Source organism: Allosphingosinicella sp. (assembly GCF_036402135.1).
In the GTDB taxonomy this organism is placed as follows: Bacteria; Pseudomonadota; Alphaproteobacteria; order Sphingomonadales; family Sphingomonadaceae; genus Allosphingosinicella.
In genome coordinates, this window is sequence record NZ_DASWTN010000020.1 from 1 (window position 1) to 25,871 (window position 25,871).

The window sequence follows — 25,871 nt, forward strand, 5'->3', positions numbered from 1 at the left end:
AGCGGGAGAGGGCGGCGATGAATTCACGCTGCCGCGCCTCCGTCCAGCCGTCGCGGCGGCGGGAGGCGGAGGGAACGGGCGTGAAGGCGAGGGGATCGTCAGCTGAGTCGGTCATCCGCAAGTCTATGACGGACGAAAGAGCGTGTAGGAAAGCGGCGCCCCAAGCGTCGGAGGCACTAGTTTTCCATTCGCGCGTTCTTTGTGCGAGCCGGGGCCATCGATGTCTGAGGCCATGGACGAATACCGGCTTATCTTCTTTGAGAATGGACGTCTCGTCGACTGGGAGACGGTGGCGGCGAACGACCCGGTGGAGGCGATCGGGACGGTCGCGTCGCGCGCCCGGCGCCAGACGGTCGAGGTGTGGCGGGACCACCGGAAGCTCGCCGTGATCCGGCCGACCATGAGCGTCAAGAGCTAATACCGGGGAGGGGCCGAGAATTAGCGGGTAATACCGTATGGCCGCTGAGGACCAGGGCCCCTAGTTTCGGTTCAGCCGCCGGATTCCCCCACAATCTGAATTAGGCGGTCAGGGCCGGGAGCGCTTGAACCCCACTTCAAGCCCCGGCCCGCTACACGGCGTGCGCAGTGGAACCTTAACGGCATGGCGGGCTTCTATGGGCGAAGAGCAGCCCAGCAGAGAAACCATGCGCACAATCGCCGCGACGTTCATGACCGAAGAGGAAGCCGCCGCGGCTTGCCGCCGTCTCGAGGAGATCGGCGTGGCTCCGGACCGGATCCAGTCCGGGCGGCTCGAGGGCGCTGGGAGCGAGGGCATTTTCGTCAGCGCCAAGGTGGCCCCGGAGCAGATGAAGGCTGCAAAGGCGATATTGGACAGCCCGCCGCAAGCGGCCGAGCCGTCTATGCCGGAACCCGAGCTGCCGCGCGCGGAGGGGCGCCGGCCGCCCGTTTCGGCGCAGGGCATCCCGGCGAACGTGCCTGAGACGGATGACGGTTTCCGGGTGCAGGCGCCGCCGCCCGAACCTGTGCGTGCGGCCGTTCCTCCAGAGCCTCCTGCCGCAGCGCCTGTGCCGCAGCGGCCTTTGGTTTCGCGCTCTGCCGAGATGAGTGAGCGGCCCCCGATCGTGGCGCGGGCGGGACCGGCGAATGGTCCGCCGGCCGCGGCGGTCGACGCCGACACTCCGGCGCGGCGGGCAGCGCCGGCGACCAATACGCGGCGGCAGCTTTTGATCGCGGCGCTGATCGTCATTCTGGCGTTCTTTGCCGGGCTCGTGCTTCGGCTGGCGAGCTAGCGCGGCCCGCCTTCTTCCGCGTCGAGCCGCTCCATCTCCACTTCGGTGCGGCGGACCGTTCCCTCGACCTGCTCGGTCCGTGAACGGACATTCTTCGTCACGACCAGCTCCTCGCGGACGAAGGCTTCGCGGGAGACGACCGGCTCTTCGCGCATTTCGGCGATCTCGATCACCCGCTCTCTGAGGAGGCCGCCCGCCTGTACCTCTTCGTCGGTGAGGCGCCGGCCTGCGGGGCGGCGGGAGACGGTCGCCTCCTCTTCGAACAATTCGACCTCCTGACGCACCGGCGCCTCGGTTGGGAAGGCATGGACGCGGGCGGTGCCGCGGCGGACTTCCCGCGTGCCGACGCGCAGTTCCTCCTCGACGACGGGGATGCGCTCTTCCTCGATAACCTCTTCCCGCGCATCGGGTTCGGCGGCGCGGGACGAGGAGGAGCCGCCCTGGAGCGCGGCGACGATGATCTGCGGCGCAACCTCGTCCAGCGCGCGGAGCACCTTCTCGCTGTCCTCGGCCTGGACCAGCATGATGAAGCCGCCGCGCTTCAGCTGCGCTTCGCAGGCGGCGCGCTCGTCAGAGCTGAGATCGAGGCTGTCGAGCGTCAGGGTACCCTCGATCCCCGGCGTCAGCACCGCGGAATCCTGGAGGGGCGTCTTGTGGGCGAGGACGGAGAGGACGCGCTCGGCCTCGGCCTCCGTGTCGAAATGGGCGATAATGGTGGGCATCAGCGTTCCTCCCCGACCGACATGCTGCCGGTGCGCTCGACCGCGGCCTGTTCGGACCGGAGCGTCACCGGTATCTCCTCGGTGGTGGCGCCGGCTTTCTTCCGGACATGGATTTCCTCGACGAGGACGAGGCGCTTTTCGACGACGACGACCTCCTCGACTACGGGAATGACGGTGGTGTTGCCTTCAAGGCGAACGCCCGGGAGCTCGGACACAGCGATATTCTTCGGCACGCGTTCGATCTCGACCTCATCATGGGCGAGCTCGACCGGGATACGCTCCTCGCGCTCGTCCACCGAGATGCGGACGCGGACGCGCCCCGCCTCGACCTGCCGCTTGGCGACGTTGAGACGTTCCTCGACCAGCGGGATCGCCGCGACTTCCTCCTTGCTGTTCATAGCCTCATGATCCGGTTTCTGGGGACGAGCAACTAACCGACAGGCGAGCGCGCGCGTTCCATTCCAATCACCTCGAGACGCGCGTGTCTTGGCAACCAGAGCCGCAGTAAGTCAAATTAGAAATATGGGTAACAGACAGGCAAATCAATTGGATGAGCCAATATCCTGCTGTTTCCCTTGGGTGAGAAGCATCGCTCGCTCGCTCGGCAGCCTGCCTGGCTTGGATGCTCTCTTTCCTCCAATAATGGCGCCACGTGAGACATAGGATCGTGCATCACCGACATCCTGAACCGCCCCAGTAAATCCGAAGATGTCCACGGCGCCTCCCTCGTTGACGACCGTTCCCTTCACGTTACCAAGCAACACTAGCACCCCTTGCTGCTCAACAACGACATCGCCCTTAACCGTTCCCGTGATCTTTAACTTGCCACCCGCTCGAACAGTCACCTTGCCCACAACTTCGCCCGACACGACTGTCGAGCTGGTAACATTAAGCGGGCCGAGGTGGTTTTCTATTATTCTCATCATCCAAGTACACGAGGGAGGGTATCAGCCGCGGAATCGCCGCGAGCTAGCAGAATGCCCTTAGCGGCAGCATCTTAAAGTACCTCGAAGCTTAACACCGTCAAGCGAGCCGGTCCCGTAGCGTAAACCCCATGGCCGTAACCGCCCTGCCGAGAACCAAGAACGAAGCCAACCCGCTCAGCGTTCAAAACGGCCTCTCGAAACGCGACGGGATTTGTTCCAGAAAATGATGTCATCACAGCAGCCCATTTAGGATCGTCGAGTCTTGCGCTGACCACATGCTTGCCGGGAGTTAAGTCAACCACTGTGTGAACTGGAGCGTACCAGCGATAAGCCTCGTGCGCTCCGCCGCCCCCCCGCGCTTTCCAACTGTCTCCCGCACGCTGGAAATAGAGTGTGAGTGTCGCAGGAAGATCCGGACGCTCGCGGGGGACGATGCGCACTCCAGGCGCGGCATCGACCCTATACCGCATGACAATCCTCTTCTTTCCGGCAAGCGAGCCGTGGCGGAAAGTAAGATAATGTGCGTGTCCCGCTCGCGCGTTTGGATAGGGAAATTCGAAATACCAGCCTTCCCGCGAGTCCATCGGGCTAAAGGGCATGCCCGCCGAATAATTCTTTCCCCGTATGATCGGACCTATCTCCCACAAATGAGCCGGTGGAGCAGGTGCCGCAGCTGCTGTGGCAGCCAAGGCAATAGCGAGTAGGGCAAGTACCAAATATCGAGGCATCTAGGCGATCTGCACGCATGGGCATTACTTTAGCGTGAATGCTCTTTCTCTGTAGTCACCATAGGAGCCGGGCAGTAGGTGCGCGGTGCACTACGCTCACGCCTTACTCCACCAGCGAGATTGTCAGCTGACACTCACAAAGCTGTCCAGCACGCGTTTTCGCCCCGCATGTTCGAAGTCGATTTCGAGCTTGTTGCCTTCAATTTCGGCGATGGTGCCATAACCAAATTTGGAGTGAAAGACGCGTTGGCCTAGGCTGATGTCGGTGCGGCCAGCGTTGCCGAGGCTTACGGCGCTGGCGCGGGCTTCGATGACGCGGGGCGGAATGCGTTCGAAGCCTCCGGAAACGGCGCGCTGCCAGCCGGGGCCGCGGCCTGAGCCGCGCTGGAGGTCGGCGAAGGGGTCGGCGCGTTCGGACCAGTTGGCGCGCCAGAGGGACTCGCCGCCGCTCATAGTGGTCTCGTGGTCGGCGTGGGCGTCGGGAAGCTCGCCGACGAAGCGGGATGGGATGGAGCTGGTCCACTGGCCGTAGATGCGGCGGTTGGCGGCGTGGAGGATGAAGCATTTCCGCCGCGCCCGCGTGATCGCGACATAAGCGAGGCGGCGTTCCTCCTCGAGGCTGGCGAGGCCGCCTTCATCCAGCGCGCGCTGGGAGGGGAAGACGCCTTCTTCCCAACCGGCGAGGAAGACGGTGTCGAATTCCAGGCCCTTGGCGGCATGGATGGTCATCAACGTGACCTTCTCGACATCGCGCTCCGCGTCATTTTCCATGACCAGGCTGACATGTTCGAGGAAGGCGCCGAGCGTCTCATATTCCTCCATCGCGCGGGTCAGCTCGGCGAGGTTTTCGAGGCGGCCGGCGCTTTCGGCGGAGCGGTCGGCCTGAAGCATGGCGGTGTAGCCGCTGTCGTCGAGGACGAGTCGGGCAAGCTCCGGATGCGGAAGCTCATCAAGGCGGCTCCGCCAGCGGGCGAAGTCGGCGACGAGGCGGCCGAGCGAATTGCGGGCGGCGCCGGTCAGCTCATCCGTGTCGAGGATCTGGGCGGCGGCCGAGAAGAGCGAGACGCCGGCGGCGCGGGCGAAGCCGTGCACCTTCGCCACCGCCTTGTCGCCAAGGCCGCGCTTCGGAACGTTGACGATCCGTTCGAAGGCGAGATCGTCCGCGGGCTGGGCGATGACGCGGAGATAGGCGAGGGCGTCGCGGATTTCGGCCCGCTCGTAGAAGCGGAAGCCGCCGACGATGCGGTAGGGCAGGCCGATCGCGATGAAGCGGTCTTCGAACTCGCGGGTCTGGAACTGGGCGCGGACAAGGATGGCGACATTGTCGAGGCGGCCGCCGCGGCGCTGGATCGTCTCGATCTCCTCGCCGACGCGGCGGGCCTCCTCCGGCCCGTCCCAGACGCCGATGACGCTGACCTTCTGCCCTTCACCGCCGCTTTCGTCCCTCTGCTCGGTCCAGAGCGTCTTGCCGAGGCGGCCGCTATTCTGGGCGATGACGCCGGACGCGGCGGCGAGGATGTGAGGCGTCGAGCGGTAATTCTGTTCGAGGCGGATGATCTTCGCGCCCGGAAAGTCCTTCTCGAAGCGGAGGATGTTGGCAACCTCCGCGCCGCGCCAGGAATAGATGGACTGATCGTCGTCGCCGACGCAGCAGATGTTCTTCCGCTCCTGCGCGAGGAGGCGGAGCCAGAGATACTGGGACTGGTTGGTGTCCTGATATTCGTCGACCAGGATATATTTGAAGCGTTGCTGATAGAGTTCGAGGACGTCGCGGTGCGTCTTCAGGATGGTCAGCATGTGGAGCAGGAGATCTCCGAAATCGCAGGCGTTGAGCGTCTTCAGCCGCGCCTGATATTGGGCGTATAGGTCCGCGCCCTTGCCGTTGGCGTAGGCTTCGCTTTCGGCGGCGTCGATCTGCTCCGGGGTCCAGCCGCGGTTCTTCCAGCGATCGATGAGGCCGGCGAGGGCGCGGGCGGGCCAGCGTTTTTCGTCAATGTCGGCGGCGGCGATCAGCTGCTTCAGGAGGCGGAGCTGATCGTCGGTGTCGAGGATCGTGAAGTTGGACTGGAGCCCGACCAGCTCGGCATGGCGGCGGAGCATGCGCGCGGCGACCGAGTGGAAGGTGCCGAGCCAGGGCATGCCCTCGACCGCCTCGCCGACGATGCGGCCGACCCGCTCCTTCATCTCGCGCGCCGCCGTGTTGGTGAAGGTGACGGCGAGGATTTCCGACGGCCAGGCGCGGCGGGTGGCGATGAGATGGGCGAGGCGGGCGGTGAGGGCGGCGGTCTTGCCCGTGCCGGCGCCGGCGAGAACCAGCACCGGGCCTTCGGTGGTTAGCACGGCCTCGCGCTGCGGCGGGTTCAGGCCCTGGAGGTAAGGCGGTTCGCGGAGGGTGGCAGGGGAGTCGGTCACTACGAACAGTTAGGGAACATGGCTGGACGGGGCAACAGCCTCTGCTTCATATGATCATTGTTGCGAAAGGGAGGAACGGGATGCTGGAAGGCGGCTGTCATTGCGGCGCGGTGAGGTACAAGGTGGAAGGCGAGCCGGCGCGGGCGGGGCTCTGCCATTGCCGGGACTGCCAGGGCCATACTGGCGCGCCGGTGGTCGGCTGGGCCATCTTCAAGCAAGATCAAGTCGAAATAGAAGGCGCGCTTTCAACCTATGAATCGTCGAGCGAGGGGAGGCGGCAATTCTGCCCTCGCTGCGGAACGAGCATCTTCTACCTCAACGACGTCATCTTTCCCGGGCTGATCGATGTGCAGATCGCGACGCTGGACGATCCCGATGCGGTGCAGCCGAAGGAGCAGATCCAGCTTGCTGACCGCATCGGATGGATGCAGTCGGCGCACGACCTTCCAGGATTCGAGCGCTGGCCGCCCGAATAAGAGGTTAGCGCGCGCCAGCGCCCTTCGTGGCGATCCGTGCAACTTCGGCCAGCACCGCCTCGCGCTGCTCGTTCGGCAGAGTGGAGCCCGCAAGGAACGCGGCCACGGCCAGCTTGCGGCCATTCGGCAGAGCGATGATGCCGATGTCGTTGGTAGCGCCATTGACGTTGTCCACTGTCGCGCCGGTGCCGGTCTTGTGGTAGAGCTTGGCGCCTTCCGGAATGCCTGCCTTGAGCCGTGCCGGACCCGACGTGGTGCCCTCAAGGATCGCCATCATCTTCTTCGTCAGCTCGGGCGAGAGCAGCTTGCCGGCGTCGAGCGCGGCCAGCATGCGGGTCGCAGTTGCCGGGCTCACCCGGTCGCGCGGATCGGCGAGATAGAGGGTCATCGCCGCCTGCTGACGATCGAGCGGTACCGTCTGGCGCAGCGCACTATATTGCTCGCGGGTCATGCGCGGCTGGATCGCCGGGGCGCCTACCGATTGCGGCTGCATTTCATATTCATAGCGGTCGACGCGGAAATCCTCGAAGCCGCGCTCCTGGAAGAAGCGGGTGAGCGCTTCCGGTCCGCCGACCCGCTTCATCAGGAGATCGGCGGCGGCATTGTCGCTCTGCGCGACGGTGACCTCGACCAGTTCCTCGATCGTATAGACCTTCTTCTCGGCGAAACGGTCGGTGATCGGGCTGTAAAGGGGCGAAATGTCGTCTTCGGTGAGCGTGATCTTCTCGTCCAGCGAGAAGGCGCCTTCCGCGGCCTTGTGGAAGACGAAGATGCCCAGCGGGAGCTTGAAGACGCTCTGCATCGGCATCGGCTTGTCGGCATTGAGGCCTTGCATCTGGCCGGTCTGAAGGTCGAGGATGGCGACGCCGAGGGTGCCGGGCTTCGCCCGGTCGGCCAGCTGCTGGAGCGGGCTGGCGGGCGCTTCTGCTGCAACGGCATTGTTCTGGGAAGCTTCGCCGCCCGAGCAGGCGAAGGCCAACGGCAACATCATCGTGAGGATCGTTTTCAACGCCACAGTCTAACCCCTTCAATCTTTTTTGCGGATGAGCAGGATGTACGCTTTTCCGAACCGCCGCTCCGCCTCAACCGCGAAGCCGGACGGAACGTTCGGCCGCTCCCCTGAAGTCTCTATGCTAACCCGTCCGGCGGGTGCAACCCAGGCCGCGTTGCATATGCGGGCGAGCGCCATCTCGGCGAGGCCGGCAGCATAGGGCGGATCGAGAAAGATCATGTCGCAAGGGCGCGCGGGCGGTGGGACATATTCAATAGCCTGCGCGCGAATGTCGGTGCGGCTTTCGGCGCCGAAGCGGGCGACGTTCTGCTTCAGCACATCGAGGGCAGCGCGCTCTTTCTCGACGAAGGTGCAATGCGCCGCGCCGCGCGACAGGGCTTCGAGGCCGAGCGCGCCGGTACCGGCGAACAGGTCGGCAACGTGGAGGCCGTCGAACGTGCCTAGACGGCTCTGCAGCATCGAGAACAGCCCCTCGCGGGCACGGTCGCTGGTGGGGCGTGTGCCTTGCCCTTCGGGCGCGGCAAGCGGACGGCCGCGCCATTCGCCGGCGATGATCCTCATCGGAGGGTCTTGCGGAACGTTACCAGGTCGTGCTGTGGCACCTCGCCAACTGCACCGAGGGGCAGGTCGCCGAGCACGAACGGGCCGTAGGCGGTGCGGATCAGGCGCGAGACCTGGAGGCCCAGATGCTCCAGCACGCGCCGCACTTCGCGGTTCTTGCCTTCGGTGAGCTTCATCTCGACCCAGCCGTTGCGGCCCGTCCGCCGCTCGAGGTTGGCGTCGATCGGGCCGTAGCGCATGCCTTCGATCTCGATGCCCTCGATGAGGGTTTCGAGCCGTTCCTGGGTGACGTCGCCGAATACGCGGGCCCGGTAGGTGCGCTCGATGCCGGTCGAGGGTAGTTCGAGCTGCCGCTTCAACTCGCCGTCATTAGTGAGGAGCAGCAGCCCCTCGGTATTGAGGTCGAGGCGGCCGACCGGAACGAGCCGCGGCAGGCCGGGCGGCAGCCGGTCGTAGATAGTCTTGCGTCCGGCAGGGTCCTTGGCTGCGGTCAGGAAGCCGGGCGGCTTGTGGAACAGGAACAGTCGCGTCGCAGCAGGCGCTGAGACCGGCTTGCCGTCGACGGTGACGCCCTTGAGGGATGTCAGGATCGTCGCCGGAGTGTCGATGACCGCGCCGTCCCTGGCGATCCGTCCTTCCGCGATCATTCGCTCAACTTCCCGGCGCGAAGCGACGCCGGCGCGGGCAAGAAGCTTGGCGATGCGCTGCGGCTCGCCAGCCTTGTGCGCCCTCGGCGGTTCTTCCTCGGTGCGCTCGGAGCGCGGGCGCGGTTGTTCGGCTCGTGGGGATTGGGGTTTTGTCTCGCCTCCTCGGCGACCCGAGCCGGCACTCTCCTCGCGGAAAAGCCTCGCCCGCTTCATGCGCGAAGGGCTCGACCTTTCCTCGCCGCGGCGCGCCTCAGTTTTCGCCTTGCGCTTGTCGGCAGCCGGGCGGCCTTTCGCCTCCTCCCGCTTCGGGCGTGCCGCACCCTCCGCCTTGGCCCGATCCGGCCGGGCCGGACGTGCCGGTCGCTCGCCTCGCGGAGGCTTAGGTCCCTTCTTCGCCGGCGCCTGCTTCGCGCTGGTGCCTCGAGGGGCGCTTCTGGAAGGCGGCTTGGGCAGTGATTCCTCCGTCATGGGGCCATCGCAACCGACGGCCTGAAAATGAAACGCGCTCAGGCGATTGCGGGATGCGGGCACCGATAGGCCCGTCGACCGTTACGCCAACAGATCGACGAGGCGGCACCGACTATCATGTTGTTCAGTAAACGCGAAAGGGCAATCCGCCGCATCATCATTGTGGAGGATGAGCCGCTAGTCGCCTTCGACAACGAATATTCGCTGAACGACGCGGGCTATGAAGTGGTGGCGACGGTGGACAATCTCACCGAGGCGGCGGAGGTGATCGAACGCGAGGAGTTGGACCTCGTCCTTACCGACGTGAAGCTGAGGGGCGAGGGCGACGGGCTCGACGTGGCGCGGGCGGCGGGGGCGAAGGGCGTGCCGGTGCTGTTCGTGACCGGCAATTGCCCGCTTGAGGCACGGAGCCTCGCCATCGGCTGCCTCGCCAAGCCTTATTCGGACAAGGTGCTGAAAAGCGCACTCGAAGCGCTCGACCGCAGCATACAGGGCGAGAAGGTGAAGAAGATCCCGGCGGGCCTCAGCCTCTACGAAAAGGCCTGATCCGGCGTTCAGCGGCGGGCAAGCTATGCAAGCGCAGCAAATCCGTTAAGGTCGCCCAAAACAAAAAGGAGGAGCCGAGTGGCAACAGCCGCTGAAACGACGATCGCGAAAGCGAAGAAGCCGGGTTGGCGCACGCTGGTCCGCTCGCTTCGTAACCCCAAGTCCGCCTTCATGGCGCTGTTCGGCTTCGCTTCCGGCCTGCCGTTCGCGCTCTTCCTCGGCACGCTTTACGCATGGTTCACCGAGGCCCAGGTGGATCTGGAGACGATGGGCGTTTTTTCGCTGATCGGCCTGGCTTACTCGTTCCAATTCCTGTGGTCGCCGCTGGTCGACAAGGTCGACATCCCGGTCCTCCGCCGGCTGGGCAAGCGCAAGCAGTGGATCGCGCCGATGCAGCTGCTGCTCGGCATCATCCTCATAACGATGAGCTTGCTCGATCCGAGGAGCGCCCTCGGCATGTTCAGCCTGCTTGCGGGGATCGGCGCCTTCGCCAGCGCCACGCAGGACATCGCCATCAATGCCTGGCGGATCGATATCGCGGACGAGGAGGCGACGATTGATATCCTCTCGACCGTATATCAGATGGGCTTCCGCCTCTCCTCACTCGTCGGGGGCGCGCTTGGCCTGATCATCGCCGCGCGGATCGGATGGCCGCAGACCTATGTCGCGCTGGGACTGATCCTGCTTGCGATCGGCGTGGTGGGCTTGTTCGCACCCGACCCGGAGAAGACAGGCGCGGTGATCGCCTCGGGCGAGGAGATCGAACAGCTTTACCGCCCGGGCGAATTGCTGCCGAAGGTGCGTACCTGGGGTTTGCTGGCCGTCGGGCTGCTCTGGGCCTTGGCGATCGGGACGGTGCTCGTGTTCATGGTCCGCTCGATGACCGCCTTGCCGGAGAACCGCCCGAATCCGACCGAGTTTACGGCGACTTACGGGCCACTGATCGTCCTCGCCACAATCGTCCTGCCGGCATTCGTTGCCGCCTGGCTCGTGAAGCTCCGGCGCCAAGGGCAGCACGTGATCCCGGCGGAAGGCGGTACGGGCGCGCGCGCAGGTCAAGTGACGGATCATTTCTACCGCGCGCTGGTGCTGCCTCTGGTCGAATTCGTAGGCCGCATGGGCTGGTCGCTGGTGCTTATCCTCGCCTTGGTGCTGACCTATCGGATATCCGACTCCATCTGGGGCACCTTCGCCTATCCATTCTATCTCGGCGAGCTCCAGTACACGAACGACGAGGTCGCCTTCGCGTCGAAATTCTTCGGTATCGGCGCGATCATCCTTGGCCTCGCGATCGGAGGCTGGCTGATCGTCGTGCTCGGGCGAATGTTCACGCTGACGCTCGGCGCGGTCCTCGCTGCGGCAACCAACCTGCTCTACGCCGATCTCGCGGTCGGTGGAGCGACCATGTCGGCAGTCAGCAGGGCGATCGGCTTCACCTGGGCCGTCGAGCAGTTTGGCGGCACCGAGAAGCTTGCCAGGCTGATGATCACCATCGGCGGGGAGAATCTGGCCATCGGCATCGCGGGTGCGGCCTACGTCGCCTGGCTCTCCTCCATCGTCGCCAAAGGCTACAGCGCCGTGCAATATGCACTGCTCGCCTCGCTGACGCTGCTGGTGGGCACGCTAGGTCGCGGTGCGCTCGGCGAAATGATCGAGGAGCGCGGATATTATTTCGTCTTCATCTTCACTGCGCTGATCGGCGTGGTGGCTGTGGTGCTGTGCGTGCTTGAATGGATACGCGAGGCGCGCGCGGGGCGGAATTCGGGTGTAGTTGCGCCCGATCATCCCGACGCGAGGCCCGCGCATTAGGTAGGGGTCGCCCGAAGCGGTACCGCCCGAGCGGCGCCGCTGCGTTTAGATTTTGTCCATCATGAAGGGGTAGGGCAGCCCCTGGCGATTGGACCGGGGGGTAGGGCATGCCTTTCATAGGTGCGTCATTGCTGCTGCAGATGCTGTGCGCGCTTCATTGCTACCGCACCGGGCGTAATCGCTGGTGGCTGTCGATAATCCTCATATTTTCGATTCCCGGCTGCTTCATCTATTTCCTCTGCGAGATTGCGCCCGATATCATCGGCCGCCGCGACCTGCAGTTCGCCAAGGACGTGGCGCTTCGGAAGATCGCACCAGACAAGGAAGTTCGGGCGGCGCGCGATGCGCTCAGCATAGTCGACACCGCCGCCAATCGCACCCGGCTTGCCGACGCGCTGGCCGACAACGGCCTCTGGAAGGAGGCGGTACCGCATTACGAGACGGCGCTGGCGCGGACGCCGACGGAGGACAGGACGGGGCAGGTGAAGCTTGCCCGCGCCTATTTGGAAAGCGGCAATGCGGTGCAGGCCAGGAAGCTGCTCGAAACGCTGCCGAAGAGCGATTCCGAAGCGCAGAACGATCGCGCCGGACTGCTGCTGGCGCGGAGCCTGGAGGCGCTCGGCGAAACCGCGAAGGCCCTGATGCTCTACGAGGAACTGGCGCAAAGGCTTCCGGGCGGGGAGGCGCATTGCCGCTATGCGGCCTTGCTAATGGCCGAGGGGCGGACACGCGACGCGCTCGAAGTACTGGAGGAAGTGGAGCGGCTTGCCCGTCGCCTCGACATTTACGAGCGGGCGCGGAACCCCGAAATGTACGCTTGGGCGGAACGGACGCTGACGGAGCTTCGCGAAGCCGCGCTTTAGGTCGGCGCCTGCCCGTTTTTCCTGAGGACTTCGCCGGCAAGGTAGAGCGAGCCCATGACGAGCACGATCGGCGGCTGCGCGCGATCGGCATGGCGCGCGATCCAGCCGAGGGCGCTTTCGACATCCTCAGATGTGCGGGCGGTGAGGCCCGCCTCCTTCGCTTCGGCTGTGAGGGCGGCGGGGCTGTGGTGGGCGTGGCCGGGGACGGGAACGCTGTGGAGCGTGATAGCCCGGTTGCGGAACGGCTTCAGCACGCCCTTGGCATCCTTATTCTCGAGGAGTCCGAAGACGATGTGGAAGGGCCGTTCGGCGGGCACATAGGCGCGGAAATAGTCGGCGATCGCGCGGGCCGCTGCAGGGTTATGGCCGCCGTCGAGCCATAGTTCCGAACCCTGCGGCAGAAGGTCAAGAAGCGGCCCGGCCGAAAGCCGCTGAAGCCGCGCCGGCCATTCCGCCCAGCCCATGGCCGCCTTCAGGGCAGAGTCGCGGACATCCACCGCCTTCTGATGGCGGAGCATGGCTACGGCGAGCGCCGCGTTCATTGCCTGGTGTGCGCCGTGGAGGCGCGGGACGGGGAGGTCCAGTTTTCCCCATTGGTCGCGGTAGTGAAGCTTGTGGCTGTAGACGCCCGCGTCCCAGCGTCCGCCGCGCGGGATCCAGTCCGCGCCCGCCGCGGCGGCGACCTCGCCAATCCTGTTGGCGATGCGATCGGGATAATGCTGGGTGAGGAGCGGCACGCCCTTTTTGGCGATGCCGGCCTTTTCGGCGGCAATTCCTTCGATCTTTCGGCCGAGGAAGAACTGGTGGTCGAGCCCAAGCTGAGCGATGCCGCAGGCGACGGGAGCGGGGAGAATGTTGGTGGCGTCAAGCCGCCCGCCGAGCCCTACCTCGATGATGCAGGCATCGGCAGGCTCGCGGGCGAAAGCGAGGAAGGCAGCGGCCGTGGTCACTTCGAAGAAGCTGGGGCCGATACCATCCGCGACGTCGAGCACTTCCGCAAGCAGATCGGCGAGGAGCGTGTCCTCGATCAATTTTCCGGCAATGCGGATGCGTTCGTTGAAGCGGACGAGGTGTGGGCTCGTGAAGACGTGGACCGAATAGCCCGCCGCTTCGAGCGCGGCGCGGAGGAAGGCGCAGGTCGAGCCCTTCCCGTTGGTGCCGGCGACGTGGAAGACGGGCGGGAGCTTCCGCTCGGGACTGCCGAGGCGGGCGAGGAGCGCGGAAATCCGCTCCAGCCCCAGCACGTCGGCGCCCGGCGAGAGCTTAGCCAGCCGGTCGAGCTGTTCCTGAACGCGCGGGTCTTCCGATACGGCGTGATCCGCCATCGGGCGCGGCCTCAGGCCGCCGCTTTTTGCGGGGTCAGATAGGAGACGAGCTGGGCGAGGCGCTGGCGAAGGTCGCGGCGGTGGACGACCATGTCGATCATGCCGTGATCGAGCAGATATTCGGCTCGCTGGAAGCCTTCGGGAAGCTTTTCGCGGATCGTCGATTCGATCACGCGCTGCCCGGCAAAGCCGATGAGTGCATTGGGCTCCGACAGCTGCACGTCGCCAAGCATCGCATAGGAGGCGGTGACGCCGCCTGTCGTCGGGTCGGTGAGGACGACGATATAGGGAAGCCCGGCTTCCTTGAGCTCGGCGATGGCGACCGTGGTTTTCGGCATCTGCATGAGGGAGAGGATGCCCTCCTGCATGCGGGCGCCGCCAGCGGCGGTGAAGATGATATAGGGGCAGCGTTCCTCGATCGCGGCGCGTGCGCCGGCGACGAAGGCGGCGCCGACGCCGAGGCCCATTGAGCCGCCCATGAAGGCGAAATCCTGCACGCCGACGACGGCGCGCTGCCCCTCGATCGAACCCTTGGCGTTGATGAGGGCGTCTGGCTCGCCCGTCTGCTGGCGCGCCGCTTTAATGCGGTCAGTGTAGCGCTTGGAATCGCGGAACTTTAGCGGATCCTCACGCACCTGCGGTGGCGGAAGCAGCGTGAAGCCGGGATCGAAGATGAGGTTGAAGCGCTGGCGCGGGCCGATGCGGTCATGATGGTCGCAGCGTGGGCAGACGAAGTCGTTCTCCTCCCACTCCTTGGTGAAGATCATCGCCTCGCACGAGCGGCATTTGTGCCAGAGATTGTCCGGCGTTTCGCGCTTCGGGAGGAACGGGATCGAGTTGCGGACCCGGTTGAGCCAGCTCATTGGAAGGTCTCCTGGAGAATTGCCGCCGATTTAAGCATCGGGGCCGCTTTGTCCACCGCTCAGAGCGTGGCGGCGATGGCCCGCGCCGCTTCATCCGGATCGGCGGCGTCGGTGATGGGACGGCCGATGACGAGGATGGAGGCGCCTGCATCGAGCGCCTTGCGCGGGGTCATCGTGCGCTTCTGGTCGCCGGCGGTGCCGCCTGCTGGGCGAACGCCGGGGACTACGAAGAAGCCGTGCGGCCAGAGCTTTTTCGCGGCACCGACTTCGTTGCCGGAGCAGACGACGCCGTCGAGGCCGGCTTCCTTGGCGAGCATCGTCAGACGCTCGACCTGCTCGTGCGGGCCGGAGTTGACGCCGATCGAGCCGAGGTCGCTTTCGTCGAGGCTGGTGAGGACGGTGACGGCGACCACCTTGGTGCCGTTCGGCGCCGCGGCCTTGGCATCCTCCATCATCGCCCGGCCGCCCGCGGCATGGACGGTGAGGATCGCGGGCTCCAGCGGGCGCAGCGCCTGGATCGCTTTGCCGACGGTGTTCGGAATGTCGTGGAATTTGAGGTCGAGGAAGATCGGGAGGCCGAGCCCGGCCATGGTCTTGATGCCTTGGCGGCCGTTGGCCGAGAAGAATTCAAGGCCGAGCTTGATGCCGCCGACATGGCGCTTCACCCGCGTGGCGATGGCCTGCGCCCGTTCGAGGTCAGGCGTGTCGATAGCGACGTAGATGTGGCTGCTCATGGCGCGGACGTCGGGTGCGGATCGGGCGCGTTGAGCGGGTCCGTGGTCGGCGTCGCCTGGGGGGGAGGAGCGGGGGTGTTCAACAGCGCCGCCTGCCGCTCGAAACTTTCGAGGCGCCGCTTCATCGACCACATGCGCGCGCGGTGGAGGATCAGCATCGGCAGGAAGCCGAGCAGGAAGGCCGCGAGCACGAGCACCGGAAGCTTGATGTCGATCGCGAGCCCGCCCCAGAGCTGGATCGTGACCGGCGTCCAGTTCACCGTTGCGAAGAGGACGAGAGCGACCGCAAGCGCGACCCAGAAGAGCGTCTTCAGAAATTGCATCGCACCGCCTCCCTTTGAGCCTCATACGTGCGCGGCGACGGGAAGGCCAGAGCGTCGAGGATGTGGATTTAGGTTAACCTTGGTCGCAGGCAGGCCTGAGTTTACCAAGGCCCTTCCGCCATCCGCTTTTGCCTTTCCTGCTCCTCGGCGCTCGGATCCTGCGTGCCGAAATCGCCGGTCTCGACCCGGCCCTCCGGTTCGTAGGTGGCGATGATCGCGCCGCCCTTCGTCACCTGATGCTCCGTCATCCGCAGCGCGCCCGCCGCAGTGCCGTCACTGAACAGGCGCTTGCCAGAGCCGAGAATAACGGGAAAGGTCAACAGGGTCAGCCGGTCTACGATGCCCGCCTTCAGCAATTGGGGTAGAGCGCGCTGCTGCCCTGGACGATGAGATCCGGCCCGTCGCCCATCTTCAGCTCGGCAAGCGCGTCGAGACTGGCGACGCGGTGGCTGTTTTCCCATCCGAGCGGCTGGTCGCCGCGGGCCAGCACATATTTGGCGGCGCGGCCGAACTTCCGGCCGATGCTGTCGCCTTCGGCATAAGGCCAATAGTCAGCGAAAATGTCGTGGGTGCGCTGGCCCAGCAGCAGGTCGAACGGCCCCGAAAACAGCGCATCGATCCGCTCGCCGCCTTCCTCATCGAAATAAGGCGCCATCCAGCCGCCATATTCAAAGCCGCCTGTCGCGTCCTCTGTCGGCCTGCCCGGCGCCTGCATCACCCGTCCAGGGCCACGAACACCGACCCGATTATCTTGCGCATCGATCATCTCCTCACATTCGGCGCATTGGCCCTTGGACAAATTCATCGGGACGCGCCAAAGCCCCACTATCCTTGCGATTGGTCCTCCTATAACGTCTTTCGAGGGGGGATGGCGATATGAAGCTGTACCGGATCGACAAGCTTGCGAAGCGCGACGGCGCGGTCGTCAAGAAGAAGCACGTTCTCGCCGCCTCTGACAAGGACGCGGTCCAGCAGGCGTCGCATAGCGAGGACTGCCCGATTTGCGAGGTGCTCCGCGATGGCCAAAAGGTGGGCTCGGTCCTCTAAGGTTTCCGTATGCACAAAGGCTCCTGCCTCTGCGATGCGGTCACGTTCGAGGTGGACCGCGATATGCCGGGCCCGCTATAGACCTGTTCTTGCCTTGAATTCTGCGGCTTGAGAACAGAAGCGACCTGGAGCCAAGCGCATCGGCGCGCGGGGTACTCTAACTTTTGTGTGCGATAAAGTGTCACGTGGAAGCAACGCCTCCGACTCAATCGGGGTCGTTTCTGCCTTGTAACATGAATTAGTCGTTCAAACCCCGCTCGAGTTGCTGTTTACTCTACGTCAGGGCCTTGAAGCCCAGGCAACGAGGGGATGGAATCATGACTCGTTTTTCCGGAAAGCTTTGTCTTAGCTGCGCGCCGGTGGCGATTGCCGTCGGCTTGGCGTGTGGAACGCCCGCATTTGCGCAATCGACCGTGCCGGACGAGCCGCTGGACAATGCGTCCGCCGCCGCCGAACAGGAAGCCGACGCGATCGTCGTCACCGGCTCCCGCATCCGCCGCAATCCCCTGGATCAGGACTCGCCGATCGTCTTTGTGGACGAAGAGGACATCGCGAAGACGGGCCTCAACTCGGTCAATGACGTGCTGCAGCGCCTGCCGAGCTCGGGCGGCGGTCTCAATTCCAAGTTCAACAATTCGGGCAATCTCGGCAACCCGCCGGACGGCGGCGGTGTCGGCGCCGGCGCGGCCGAGATCGATCTTCGTTATCTGGGCTCGCGGCGCGTGCTCGTCCTTGTCGACGGCCTTCGCTATGTGAACGGCGCCTCGGCGAGCGGCGTGCCCGGCTCCACCGATCTCAACTCCATTCCCGAAAGCGCGATCGAGCGGGTCGAAGTGCTTCAAGACGGCGCTTCCGCCATCTACGGCTCCGACGCGATCGCCGGCGTCGTCAATATCATCACGAAGCGCCGACAGGCGGGGCTCGAAGCTTCCGCGCAGATGGGCATCTACGAACAAGGGGACGGCTTCACCCAAAACTACCAGCTCAGCTGGGGCAATGGGACGTCGGGCCCGCTCGAGGTCGTCGTCGGCGGCAGCTATGTGAAGCAGGGCCCAGTCTGGGCCGGCGATCGCGACCTGTCGCGCTTCCCTGAGCCCTATACCGATGCCTGTCAGGTGACCTGCTCGAGCTTTACGCCGAACGGGCGCTACACGGGATCGATTTTCCTGGGCGGAAACGCGACTCTGATCGCACCAGTAATCGGCCGTTCGCCCACCCCGGCGGATTTCAGGGCCTTTGTCACCCCAGACGACCGCTTCAATTTCCAGCCTTTCAACTACCTGCAGATACCCCTTGAGCGGTTCGGAGTCTTCGGCAACCTTCGCTACGCGCTGGCCGACAACGTCAACTTCTCGGCCAAGGCGCTGTGGAACCGCCGCGAGTCCAAGAACCAGGCGGCGCCGCTGCCGTTCGGCATCGGGCCGACCTCTGGCCTGACTGCCGTGCTCAGCGGCATCGTCATCAGCGCGACCAACCCGTACAACCCGTTTGGGGTCGATCTCGGCGGCAGCAACAACAATGTCGGCGCGATCTTCCGCCGCTTCCTTGAAGGCGGTCCGCGCCGATTCCACCAGACGGTCGATACTACATACGGCGTCGCGACGCTTGATGGCAGCGCCGCCTTGTTCGGGCGCGACTGGTTCTGGGACGTGAACGCCTCCTATGGGCGCAACAAGGCCGAACAGGACATGTTCGGCAATATCGATTCCAGCAAGCTTCGCCAGGCTCTGGGCCCGATTTCGGGCTGCACGGCGCCCTGCGTGCCATTCAACCTGTTCGGCGGCTTCGGGTCGATAACGCCCGAGATGATCAATTTCGTGAGCTTCGAACAGAATGACAGCAGCCGGCAGAGCCAGTTCGACGCGACGGCCAACCTGTCAGGCAGCCTGTTCGATCTCCCCGGCGGTCCGTTGGGTCTCGCCGTCGGTCTCGAATATCGCAAGCTCAAGGGAAGGTTCGATCCGGATCCCATCGTAAGCGCCGGCTTCAGCTCCGACATTCCGGCGCAGCCGACGCGGGGCAGTTATGACGTCAAGGAAGCCTATGCCGAGCTGAATGCTCCGCTCCTGGCCGACCGGCCGTTCTTCGACCTGCTGGAGCTCAGCGGTGCGGTTCGTGTCTCGGACTACTCGACTTCAGGCTCGACAACGACGTTCAGGGGCGGCGTCAACTGGAAACCTATTCAGGATCTTCGCCTGCGGGGCGCCTACTCCCAAGGCTTCCGCGCTCCTTCGATCGGCGAGCTGTTCGGCACTCAATCGCGCTTCGACGAGCAGCTCAACGATCCCTGCTCCTCGCATGCGGCGAACAACGCTCCGCGGCGTTTCCAGAATGACGCGGAAGTTCGGGCCGCCTGCATTGCCGCGGGCGTTCCCGCCAATGGCAGCTACCAGCAGGCGAACGCCCAAATCTCGGTGAGCACAGGCGGTAACGAGAATCTCGATCCGGAAACGTCGGAAAGCTGGGTGGTCGGCGGCGTCTACAGCCCGTCATGGCTGCCCCGCTTCTCGGTCGAGGCCAATTGGTACAAGATCAAGATTGAGGGCGCGATCCAAGCCATCCCGCGGGCGACGACGGTGCTCAACTGTCTGCTCACCAATGATCCCGCAACCTGCGGACTGGTGACGCGAGTCAACGGGGAACTGATCGAAGTTGAGGGCTTCCTGCAGAATATCGCGGCGATCAAGGAGGAGGTCATTGACGTCAACCTTGCCTATCGCGGCGTGGAAACCGGGATCGGCAGGTTCGGCTTCAGCTGGAACAACAGCTTCCTCCGCAATTATGACGTGATTGTACCGGGACCTACGGGGCCGGAACTCCTCAGCAGGGAAGGGACCCAGGTCGGCTCGCCGGCGCAGGCTTTCCCCAAATTCAAGTCGGTCGGGATCATCGACTGGGATGGGCCTGATTTCGGGATGACGCTCACCGGCCGCTATGTTTCCAAGCTGGAGGAGGTGGGCGGCAACGTGCTGGATTCGGTGTTCTATACCGATGCCCAATTGCGCTTCATGGCCGGGGCGGACGACCAGTTCGGCTTCGCGCTGGGTGTCAACAACCTGTTCGACAAGAAAACGCCCGGCTGCGTCACCTGCGAGGCCAACAATTTCTCGCAGGCGGTTCACGACATACCGGGCCGCTACTTTTACGCACGTGCCAGCGTGCGGATGTAATTCGACGGCGTACATCTGAGAACGGCGACCGGCTCACACCGGTCGCCGTTTCTTTATCAGCTGGGTAATCTCACACTTGGGGGTGAGGGCTTGAACCTCCGCGTCAAACCTCCGATGTTGGCTGCCTAGCGCAAATCAGCAGGACTTCCCGGACATCATGGATCATCACGACATCGCCAACGCCCTTGTTCCCATCGTCATCGAACAGTCGAATCGGGGCGAGCGGAGCTTCGACATCTATTCGCGGCTGCTGCGCGAGCGGATCGTGTTCGTGACGGGCCCGGTCGAGGATCATATGGCGACGCTCATCACGGCGCAGCTCCTCTACCTCGAGAGCGAGAATCCGAAGAAGGACATCTTCATGTACATCAACTCGCCGGGCGGTGTCGTCACGGCGGGCATGGCGATCCACGACACGATGCAATACATCCGGCCGCGGGTCGGAACGGTCTGCATCGGCCAGGCGGCGTCGATGGGAAGCTTCCTCCTCGCCGCGGGCGAGCCGGGAATGCGGGTGGCGCTCACCAACGCCCGGATCATGATCCACCAGCCGTCGGGCGGCGCGCAGGGCATGGCCTCCGACATCGAGATCCAGGCGAAGGAGATTCTTCGCATCCGGCACCGGATGAACGAGCTTTACGCCCAATATACCGGCCAGCCGCTGGAAACGATCGAAAGGGCGATGGACCGCGACAAGTTCCTCTCTTCGGAAGAGGCGAAGGAATTCGGGCTCGTCGACGAGGTCTTCGATAAAAGACCGGCGCCTGCCGACGAGGATGCGGCGAAAAACGCCGCTTAACGTTTAAGCCATTGTGGTCGGGGTAAAAGCCGGTCAGGATGGCAAATCAGAAGGTGGGGGCTATCCCCTAAGGAAGACGAATGACGAAATTGAGCGGCGGCGACTCGAAGAGCACCCTCTACTGCTCCTTCTGCGGGAAGTCGCAGCACGAGGTCAGGAAGCTGATCGCGGGCCCGACCGTATTCATCTGCGATGAATGCGTCGAATTGTGCAACGACATCATCCGGGAAGAGACCAAGTCCGCGTTGGTAAAGACGCGCGACGGGGTTCCGACGCCGCAGGACATCTGTAAGATCCTCGACGATTATGTGATCGGCCAGAGCCACGCCAAGCGCGTGCTCTCCGTCGCCGTGCACAACCATTACAAGCGCCTCAACCACGGTGCCAAGGGCGCGGATGTCGAGCTTGCCAAGTCGAACATCCTGCTCGTCGGCCCCACGGGCTGCGGCAAGACCCTGCTCGCGCAGACGCTGGCGCGCATCCTCGACGTGCCGTTCACCATGGCTGACGCGACGACGCTCACCGAAGCCGGCTATGTCGGCGAGGATGTCGAGAACATCATCCTGAAGCTGCTCCAGGCGTCCGACTATAATGTCGAGCGGGCGCAGCGCGGCATCGTCTACATCGACGAGATCGATAAGATTTCCCGCAAGTCCGACAACCCGTCGATCACCCGCGACGTGTCGGGCGAGGGCGTGCAGCAGGCGCTCCTGAAGCTGATGGAAGGCACCACCGCCTCCGTACCGCCGCAGGGCGGGCGCAAGCATCCGCAGCAGGAATTCCTGCAGGTGGACACGACCAACATCCTGTTCATCTGCGGCGGCGCCTTTGCGGGGCTGGAAAAGATCATCGCCGACCGCCTGCAGGGCAAGTCGATTGGCTTCGGCGCCTATGTGGCGGCTCCGGAAGAGCGCCGCACCGGCGAAGTGCTGCGCCAGGGCGAGCCCGAGGATCTTCTGAAGTTCGGCCTCATCCCGGAATTCGTCGGCCGCCTGCCGGTGATCGCGACGCTGGAGGACCTCGACACCGAGGCTCTGGTTAAGATCCTGAAGGAGCCGAAGAACGCGCTCGTGAAGCAATATCAGAAGCTGTTCGAGATGGAGGAAGTGCAGCTTTCCTTCACCGATGACGCTCTGGTCGCGGTCGCCAAGAAGGCGATCGAGCGCAAGACGGGCGCTCGCGGACTACGTTCGATCCTCGAGAACATCCTTCTGGACACCATGTTCGACCTGCCGTCGATGGACGGCGTCGACGAGGTGATGATCGACAAGGACGTGGTCGAAGGCCGCAAGGAGCCGGTCCGCGTCTATGCCGAAAAGAAGGGCGAAAGCGCGGCCTGATCCTGGCTGGCACCACCGATGTTGTGGGCTGAAAAGCGGCTGATGGCCGTGTTTTTTGTGCCGGATGTTGCGGGGGAGAGGAGCTTGGCATCGCTCCTCCTAAGTGCGGGCGCGACCAACCAGTTCGTGGATACGCAGGGCGGCCTGTCCTTCCGCTGGGGCGGCTTCGACGGAGTGCGAGCTGAGCTTGCACGCTTGAGCAACCATGTCTGCCTCTTCATCGGCTTTTGGCAGAGTTGCTTTTTCAAAGCGCTTCACGACGAAGACGTACGACCGCCGCCCCTCCTTCAGGACGGGCTGGCCGAACTGTTCTACGCCTTCAAAGAGACGTGTGTGCAACTGGGCGCTGATGTAGCGCTGGTCGCAACCCATCTTCATGAGGATGATGAATGGGTGTTAGGCCGCTACCCCATAGTGGCGGAAGGGAATACGGCACAGTTGCTCGACGAATCCTTCGGGCTGACCTTCATTCGCGCTGGATATGGGCAAGGCTGCCCGGACGTGCTGTTCGACCGCGAAATGGTGCTGAGCCCAGAGGGTGTTTACACATTCGGCGGCACTGGGTGGGAACGATGGTTCTAGATTCCGAGTGTATACCAGCGGCAGTGTTTCGTGGCCGGCGGCAGACTCCGGAAATTGAGCGGTGGCGACAGCAAGAGCGCCGTTTTGGTCATTTGGTGTTGAGTCCTAACAAGAGGTGGAAGCTACGCCGATGAACATGGAAAAGCCGTCCGTACTGGCCGAGCGCCAGCCGCACCGGCGGCTTCTGCCGTCTTTCCTCTTCGACACGGACCACTCGAAGCCCGCCTACATTCTAAAGGCGTGGTTGCTCTGCCTCATTCCCAGCCTTGCGCTGGCAGGGATCGTCACCGGGCTTGCGCCTGAGCCGCCCTCGCCGGATTTCGGCGGCTCGGGCATGGCCATCTATCTGCTCCTCATCCTCTTCGCGCCGGTGGTGGAGACGCTGCTGATGACTCCGCCGCTCCTGATCCTGAACCGGCTGTTGGGGGAAACCGCTGCAGTGATCGGTAGCGCAATCCTCTGGGGCGTACTGCACAGTTCCCGCGAGCCGCTCTGGGGCCTCATTATCTGGTGGCCGTTCCTGATCTTCTCCGCGGTCATCCTGGCCTGGCGGAAGAAGGACGTGTTCACCGGCATGCTGCTCGTCATCGCCGTCCACGCCATGCAGAACGGCCTCGCGGGCTTCGGCCTGCTGTTCGGTTGACGGGGCGTACCCTCGACATTGATGCGTTGACGCTGGCCCCCATATAGGTGTCAAACCTTGGGGGGCTTTCCGGCCCCGAGCGGAGCAATAATGACCGAAACCTATCCCGTCCTTCCCCTGCGCGACATCGTCGTCTTTCCGCACATGATCGTTCCCCTGTTCGTGGGGCGCGACAAGTCGGTGGCGGCGCTGGAAAGCGCGATGGCGGCGGACAAGAACATCTTCCTCGTCTCGCAGCTCGATCCTGCGGAGGACGATCCTGATCGCGATGCGCTGTACGATCTCGGCGTCGTGGCGACGGTTCTGCAGCTTTTGAAGCTGCCCGACGGGACAGTTCGCGTTCTGGTCGAGGGGCAGCGTCGCGCGACCCTGAAGACGCTTAGCCAGGAGGGTCAGCATCTCGTCGCCGAGATCGATCCGGTGGAGATCGAAGAGCCGGAAGGCACCGAGGTCCAGGCGCTGATGCGTTCGGTGATCGAGCAGTTCGAAAATTATTCGAAGCTCAACAAGAAGCTGCCGGCTGAAACGGCGGTGCAGCTGGGGCAGATCGAGGAGCCGTCGAAGCTTGCCGACGCGGTTGCGGCCAACATCAACATCAAGGTGTCGGACAAGCAGGCGCTCTTGGCCGAGCTTAACCCAGTGCGCCGGCTTGAAATGGCCTTCGCCTTCATGGAGGGCGAGCTCGGCGTGCTGCAGGTCGAAAAGAAGATCCGCAGCCGCGTCAAGCGCCAGATGGAGAAGACGCAGCGCGAATATTATCTCAATGAGCAATTGAAGGCGATCCAGCGCGAGCTCGGCAATGAGGGCGAGGAAGGTGACGTCGACGAGCTGACCGAGCTTGGCCGCAAGATCGAGAAGACGAAGCTTTCGAAGGAGGCGCGGGCCAAGGCGACGCAGGAGCTGAAGAAGCTGAAGGCCATGGCGCCGATGTCGGCCGAAGCCACGGTCAGCCGCAACTATCTCGACGTTTTGCTCGGTCTTCCCTGGGGCAAGAAGTCCAAGGTGAAGAAGGACATTGCCGAGGCGCAGGCGATCCTCGATGAGGATCATTACGGGCTCGAGAAGGTGAAGGACCGGATCGTCGAATATCTGGCGGTCCAGGCGCGCACTAACAAACTAAAGGGGCCGATCCTCTGCCTCGTCGGCCCTCCCGGCGTCGGCAAGACCTCGCTCGGCCGCTCGATCGCCAAAGCGACGGGCCGCGAATTCGTGCGCCAGTCACTGGGCGGCGTCCGCGACGAAGCCGAAATCCGCGGGCACAGGCGGACCTATATCGGCTCGCTGCCGGGCAAAATCGTGTCGAACCTGAAAAAGGCGGGGACCTCCAACCCGCTCTTCCTGCTCGACGAGATCGACAAGCTCGGACAGGACTTCCGCGGCGATCCGGCTTCGGCTTTGCTGGAGGTGCTGGACCCGGAGCAGAATGCGAAGTTCCAGGACCATTATCTGGAGATCGACTACGATCTTTCGGATGTGATGTTCGTCACGACCGCGAACTCGCTCAATCTCCCGCAGCCTCTGCTCGACCGCATGGAGATCATCCGGCTCGAAGGCTATACCGAGGATGAGAAGGTTGAGATCGCGATCCGCCACCTCATCCCGAAGCAGATCGAGAGCCATGGCCTGAAGGAAGGCGAACTCAGCTTCACCGAGGAGGGGCTTCGCGCGCTTATCCGCCATTATACGCGGGAGGCCGGTGTTCGCACGCTTGAGCGGGAGATCGCCAAGGTTGCCCGGAAGGCGCTCCGCTCCATCCTCGAGGGGAAAGCCGAGAAGGTGGAGGTCACGCCGGACAATGTCGCCGATTTCTCCGGCGTTCGGCGCTTCCGCCACGGCGTTTCCGAAGAGGAGGACCAGATCGGCGCCGTCACGGGCCTCGCCTGGACCGAAGTCGGCGGCGAGCTGCTGACGATCGAGGCGGTCACGGTGCCCGGCAAGGGTCAGATCAAGACGACCGGCAAGCTCGGCGAGGTGATGCAGGAATCGGTGCAGGCCGCCTTCTCCTTCGTAAAGGCGCGGGCCCCGAGTTATGGCGTGAAGCCCAGCCTGTTCAATCGCAAGGACATCCACGTCCACCTGCCGGAAGGCGCGGTGCCCAAGGACGGGCCGTCGGCCGGTATCGGCATGGTCACGGCCATCATCTCGACGTTGAGCGGCATCCCGGTGCGCCGCGATGTCGCCATGACGGGCGAAGTGACTCTGCGCGGCCGCGTGCTCCCGATCGGCGGCCTCAAGGAGAAATTGCTGGCCGCACTCCGCGGCGGCATCATCAAGGTGCTGATTCCGGCCGAGAACGAGAAGGATCTCGCCGAAATCCCAGCGACGATACGCGAAGGGCTCACCATCATACCCGTCTCGCACGTGGACGAGGTGTTGAAGGAAGCGCTCACGACTCCGGTGGAGGCGATCGAGTGGACCGAGGCGGACGAGCTGGCCGCAGTGCCCCCGCAGGAGCTTCATCAGCAGGACGGTGCTTCGATCCGGCACTGATTTTGTTGCCCACCGGCAACGAACTGGTTCAAAAGGGGCGCGGTTTTACAACGAAAACCGCGCTTTACAGTTGAAGCGGCACCCCCGCCAGATCTGTGAAGTGCGTGCCCGCCTCCCCCCCGAGTGTTTAGGGCA

The 25,871-nt window shown here is 64.1% G+C and carries 26 protein-coding genes; 13 read left to right on the top strand and 13 right to left on the bottom strand.

Annotated features, from left to right (window positions below):
• Positions 1-220: 220 nt before the first annotated feature.
• Both VGD10_RS05465 and VGD10_RS05470 read left to right on the top strand, forming a co-directional pair.
• The gene (locus tag VGD10_RS05465) at positions 221-418 is read left to right on the top strand and encodes a hypothetical protein (RefSeq protein ID WP_331039792.1); all 198 of its coding nucleotides are present in this window, start codon (positions 221-223) and stop codon (positions 416-418) included.
• Positions 419-644: 226 nt separating this feature from the next.
• Positions 645-1,250, top strand: coding sequence for a hypothetical protein (locus VGD10_RS05470; RefSeq protein ID WP_331039793.1), 606 nt, complete (start codon positions 645-647; stop codon positions 1,248-1,250).
• Here the strand turns inward: VGD10_RS05470 and VGD10_RS05475 are convergent.
• The 4 genes from VGD10_RS05475 to VGD10_RS05490 form a co-directional block, all read right to left on the bottom strand.
• Positions 1,247-1,972 (bottom strand): YsnF/AvaK domain-containing protein, encoded by a 726-nt coding sequence (locus VGD10_RS05475; protein ID WP_331039794.1) that lies wholly within the window; start codon positions 1,970-1,972, stop codon positions 1,247-1,249. The two genes, VGD10_RS05470 and VGD10_RS05475, sit on opposite strands and share 4 nt — an antisense overlap.
• On the bottom strand, positions 1,972-2,370 hold the full coding sequence (locus VGD10_RS05480) for a YsnF/AvaK domain-containing protein (protein ID WP_331039795.1): 399 nt from the start codon (positions 2,368-2,370) through the stop codon (positions 1,972-1,974). Before VGD10_RS05480 ends, VGD10_RS05475 begins: the two co-directional genes overlap by 1 nt.
• Positions 2,371-2,514: 144 nt before the next feature.
• Positions 2,515-2,898 carry a hypothetical protein gene (locus tag VGD10_RS05485; protein ID WP_331039796.1) on the bottom strand — a complete coding sequence of 128 codons (384 nt, stop codon included), beginning with the start codon at positions 2,896-2,898 and terminating at the stop codon, positions 2,515-2,517.
• Positions 2,899-3,749: 851 nt separating this feature from the next.
• Entirely contained in the window at positions 3,750-6,038 is a 2,289-nt protein-coding gene (locus VGD10_RS05490) for an ATP-dependent helicase (protein ID WP_331039797.1), read from the bottom strand.
• An 80-nt stretch (positions 6,039-6,118) separates the two neighbouring features.
• Here VGD10_RS05490 and VGD10_RS05495 point away from each other — a divergent pair, with 80 nt between their 5' ends.
• A complete protein-coding gene (locus VGD10_RS05495; RefSeq protein WP_331039798.1) occupies positions 6,119-6,514 on the top strand; it encodes a GFA family protein in 396 nt (131 codons plus the stop codon).
• Positions 6,515-6,518: 4 nt separating this feature from the next.
• Here the strand turns inward: VGD10_RS05495 and bla are convergent, their stop codons facing one another.
• From bla to VGD10_RS05510, 3 genes are read right to left on the bottom strand one after another with little or no spacing between them, the layout of a single operon-like run.
• On the bottom strand, positions 6,519-7,529 hold the full coding sequence (bla, locus tag VGD10_RS05500) for a class A beta-lactamase (protein ID WP_331039799.1): 1,011 nt from the start codon (positions 7,527-7,529) through the stop codon (positions 6,519-6,521).
• Between the two features lie 12 nt (positions 7,530-7,541).
• A complete protein-coding gene (rsmD, locus tag VGD10_RS05505; protein ID WP_331039800.1) occupies positions 7,542-8,087 on the bottom strand; it encodes a 16S rRNA (guanine(966)-N(2))-methyltransferase RsmD in 546 nt (181 codons plus the stop codon).
• Positions 8,084-9,202 carry a pseudouridine synthase gene (locus VGD10_RS05510; protein ID WP_331039801.1) on the bottom strand — a complete coding sequence of 373 codons (1,119 nt, stop codon included), beginning with the start codon at positions 9,200-9,202 and terminating at the stop codon, positions 8,084-8,086. The genes rsmD and VGD10_RS05510 overlap by 4 nt, the downstream gene beginning before the upstream one ends.
• Positions 9,203-9,319: 117 nt before the next feature.
• Here VGD10_RS05510 and VGD10_RS05515 point away from each other — a divergent pair, with 117 nt between their 5' ends.
• The 3 genes from VGD10_RS05515 (at position 9,320) to VGD10_RS05525 (ending at position 12,420) form a co-directional block, all read left to right on the top strand.
• A complete protein-coding gene (locus VGD10_RS05515) occupies positions 9,320-9,748 on the top strand; it encodes a response regulator (protein ID WP_331039802.1) in 429 nt (142 codons plus the stop codon).
• A gap of 78 nt (positions 9,749-9,826) precedes the next feature.
• Positions 9,827-11,557, top strand: a complete 1,731-nt coding sequence (locus VGD10_RS05520) for an AmpG family muropeptide MFS transporter (RefSeq protein ID WP_331039803.1) — start codon at positions 9,827-9,829, stop codon at positions 11,555-11,557.
• Positions 11,558-11,664: 107 nt separating this feature from the next.
• Positions 11,665-12,420: a tetratricopeptide repeat protein gene (locus VGD10_RS05525; RefSeq protein WP_331039804.1), complete on the top strand. Its 756-nt coding sequence runs from the start codon at positions 11,665-11,667 to the stop codon at positions 12,418-12,420.
• Here the strand turns inward: VGD10_RS05525 and VGD10_RS05530 are convergent.
• The 6 genes from VGD10_RS05530 to VGD10_RS05555 all read right to left on the bottom strand — a co-directional run bounded on the left by VGD10_RS05530 (position 12,417) and on the right by VGD10_RS05555 (position 16,470).
• On the bottom strand, positions 12,417-13,745 hold the full coding sequence (locus VGD10_RS05530; protein ID WP_331039805.1) for a folylpolyglutamate synthase/dihydrofolate synthase family protein: 1,329 nt from the start codon (positions 13,743-13,745) through the stop codon (positions 12,417-12,419). The genes VGD10_RS05525 and VGD10_RS05530 overlap by 4 nt on opposite strands.
• Positions 13,746-13,756: 11 nt before the next feature.
• Complete coding sequence (gene accD / locus VGD10_RS05535) at positions 13,757-14,608, bottom strand: acetyl-CoA carboxylase, carboxyltransferase subunit beta (RefSeq protein ID WP_331039806.1); 852 nt, start codon at positions 14,606-14,608, stop codon at positions 13,757-13,759.
• A 59-nt stretch (positions 14,609-14,667) separates the two neighbouring features.
• Positions 14,668-15,342 carry an orotidine-5'-phosphate decarboxylase gene (gene pyrF / locus VGD10_RS05540; protein ID WP_331039807.1) on the bottom strand — a complete coding sequence of 225 codons (675 nt, stop codon included), beginning with the start codon at positions 15,340-15,342 and terminating at the stop codon, positions 14,668-14,670.
• Positions 15,339-15,665 carry a hypothetical protein gene (locus tag VGD10_RS05545; protein WP_331039808.1) on the bottom strand — a complete coding sequence of 109 codons (327 nt, stop codon included), beginning with the start codon at positions 15,663-15,665 and terminating at the stop codon, positions 15,339-15,341. The genes pyrF and VGD10_RS05545 overlap by 4 nt, the downstream gene beginning before the upstream one ends.
• Positions 15,666-15,766: 101 nt before the next feature.
• Entirely contained in the window at positions 15,767-15,985 is a 219-nt protein-coding gene (locus VGD10_RS05550) for a hypothetical protein (RefSeq protein ID WP_331039809.1), read from the bottom strand.
• Between the two features lie 29 nt (positions 15,986-16,014).
• Positions 16,015-16,470, bottom strand: a complete 456-nt coding sequence (locus VGD10_RS05555) for a hypothetical protein (protein WP_331039810.1) — start codon at positions 16,468-16,470, stop codon at positions 16,015-16,017.
• Between the two features lie 71 nt (positions 16,471-16,541).
• Here VGD10_RS05555 and VGD10_RS05560 point away from each other — a divergent pair, with 71 nt between their 5' ends.
• The 7 genes from VGD10_RS05560 to lon all read left to right on the top strand — a co-directional run bounded on the left by VGD10_RS05560 (position 16,542) and on the right by lon (position 25,736).
• Positions 16,542-16,712: a hypothetical protein gene (locus VGD10_RS05560; protein WP_331039811.1), complete on the top strand. Its 171-nt coding sequence runs from the start codon at positions 16,542-16,544 to the stop codon at positions 16,710-16,712.
• Between the two features lie 317 nt (positions 16,713-17,029).
• Positions 17,030-19,882: a TonB-dependent receptor gene (locus VGD10_RS05565; protein WP_331039812.1), complete on the top strand. Its 2,853-nt coding sequence runs from the start codon at positions 17,030-17,032 to the stop codon at positions 19,880-19,882.
• 157 nt (positions 19,883-20,039) lie between these two features.
• Positions 20,040-20,681, top strand: coding sequence for an ATP-dependent Clp endopeptidase proteolytic subunit ClpP (gene clpP, locus VGD10_RS05570; protein ID WP_331039813.1), 642 nt, complete (start codon positions 20,040-20,042; stop codon positions 20,679-20,681).
• 80 nt (positions 20,682-20,761) lie between these two features.
• The gene (gene clpX, locus VGD10_RS05575; protein WP_331039814.1) at positions 20,762-22,021 is read left to right on the top strand and encodes an ATP-dependent Clp protease ATP-binding subunit ClpX; all 1,260 of its coding nucleotides are present in this window, start codon (positions 20,762-20,764) and stop codon (positions 22,019-22,021) included.
• A gap of 18 nt (positions 22,022-22,039) precedes the next feature.
• Entirely contained in the window at positions 22,040-22,603 is a 564-nt protein-coding gene (locus tag VGD10_RS05580; RefSeq protein ID WP_331039815.1) for a hypothetical protein, read from the top strand.
• Between the two features lie 130 nt (positions 22,604-22,733).
• A complete protein-coding gene (locus VGD10_RS05585) occupies positions 22,734-23,246 on the top strand; it encodes a hypothetical protein (RefSeq protein WP_331039816.1) in 513 nt (170 codons plus the stop codon).
• Positions 23,247-23,336: 90 nt separating this feature from the next.
• A complete protein-coding gene (lon, locus tag VGD10_RS05590; RefSeq protein ID WP_331039817.1) occupies positions 23,337-25,736 on the top strand; it encodes an endopeptidase La in 2,400 nt (799 codons plus the stop codon).
• Positions 25,737-25,871 lie beyond the last annotated feature (135 nt).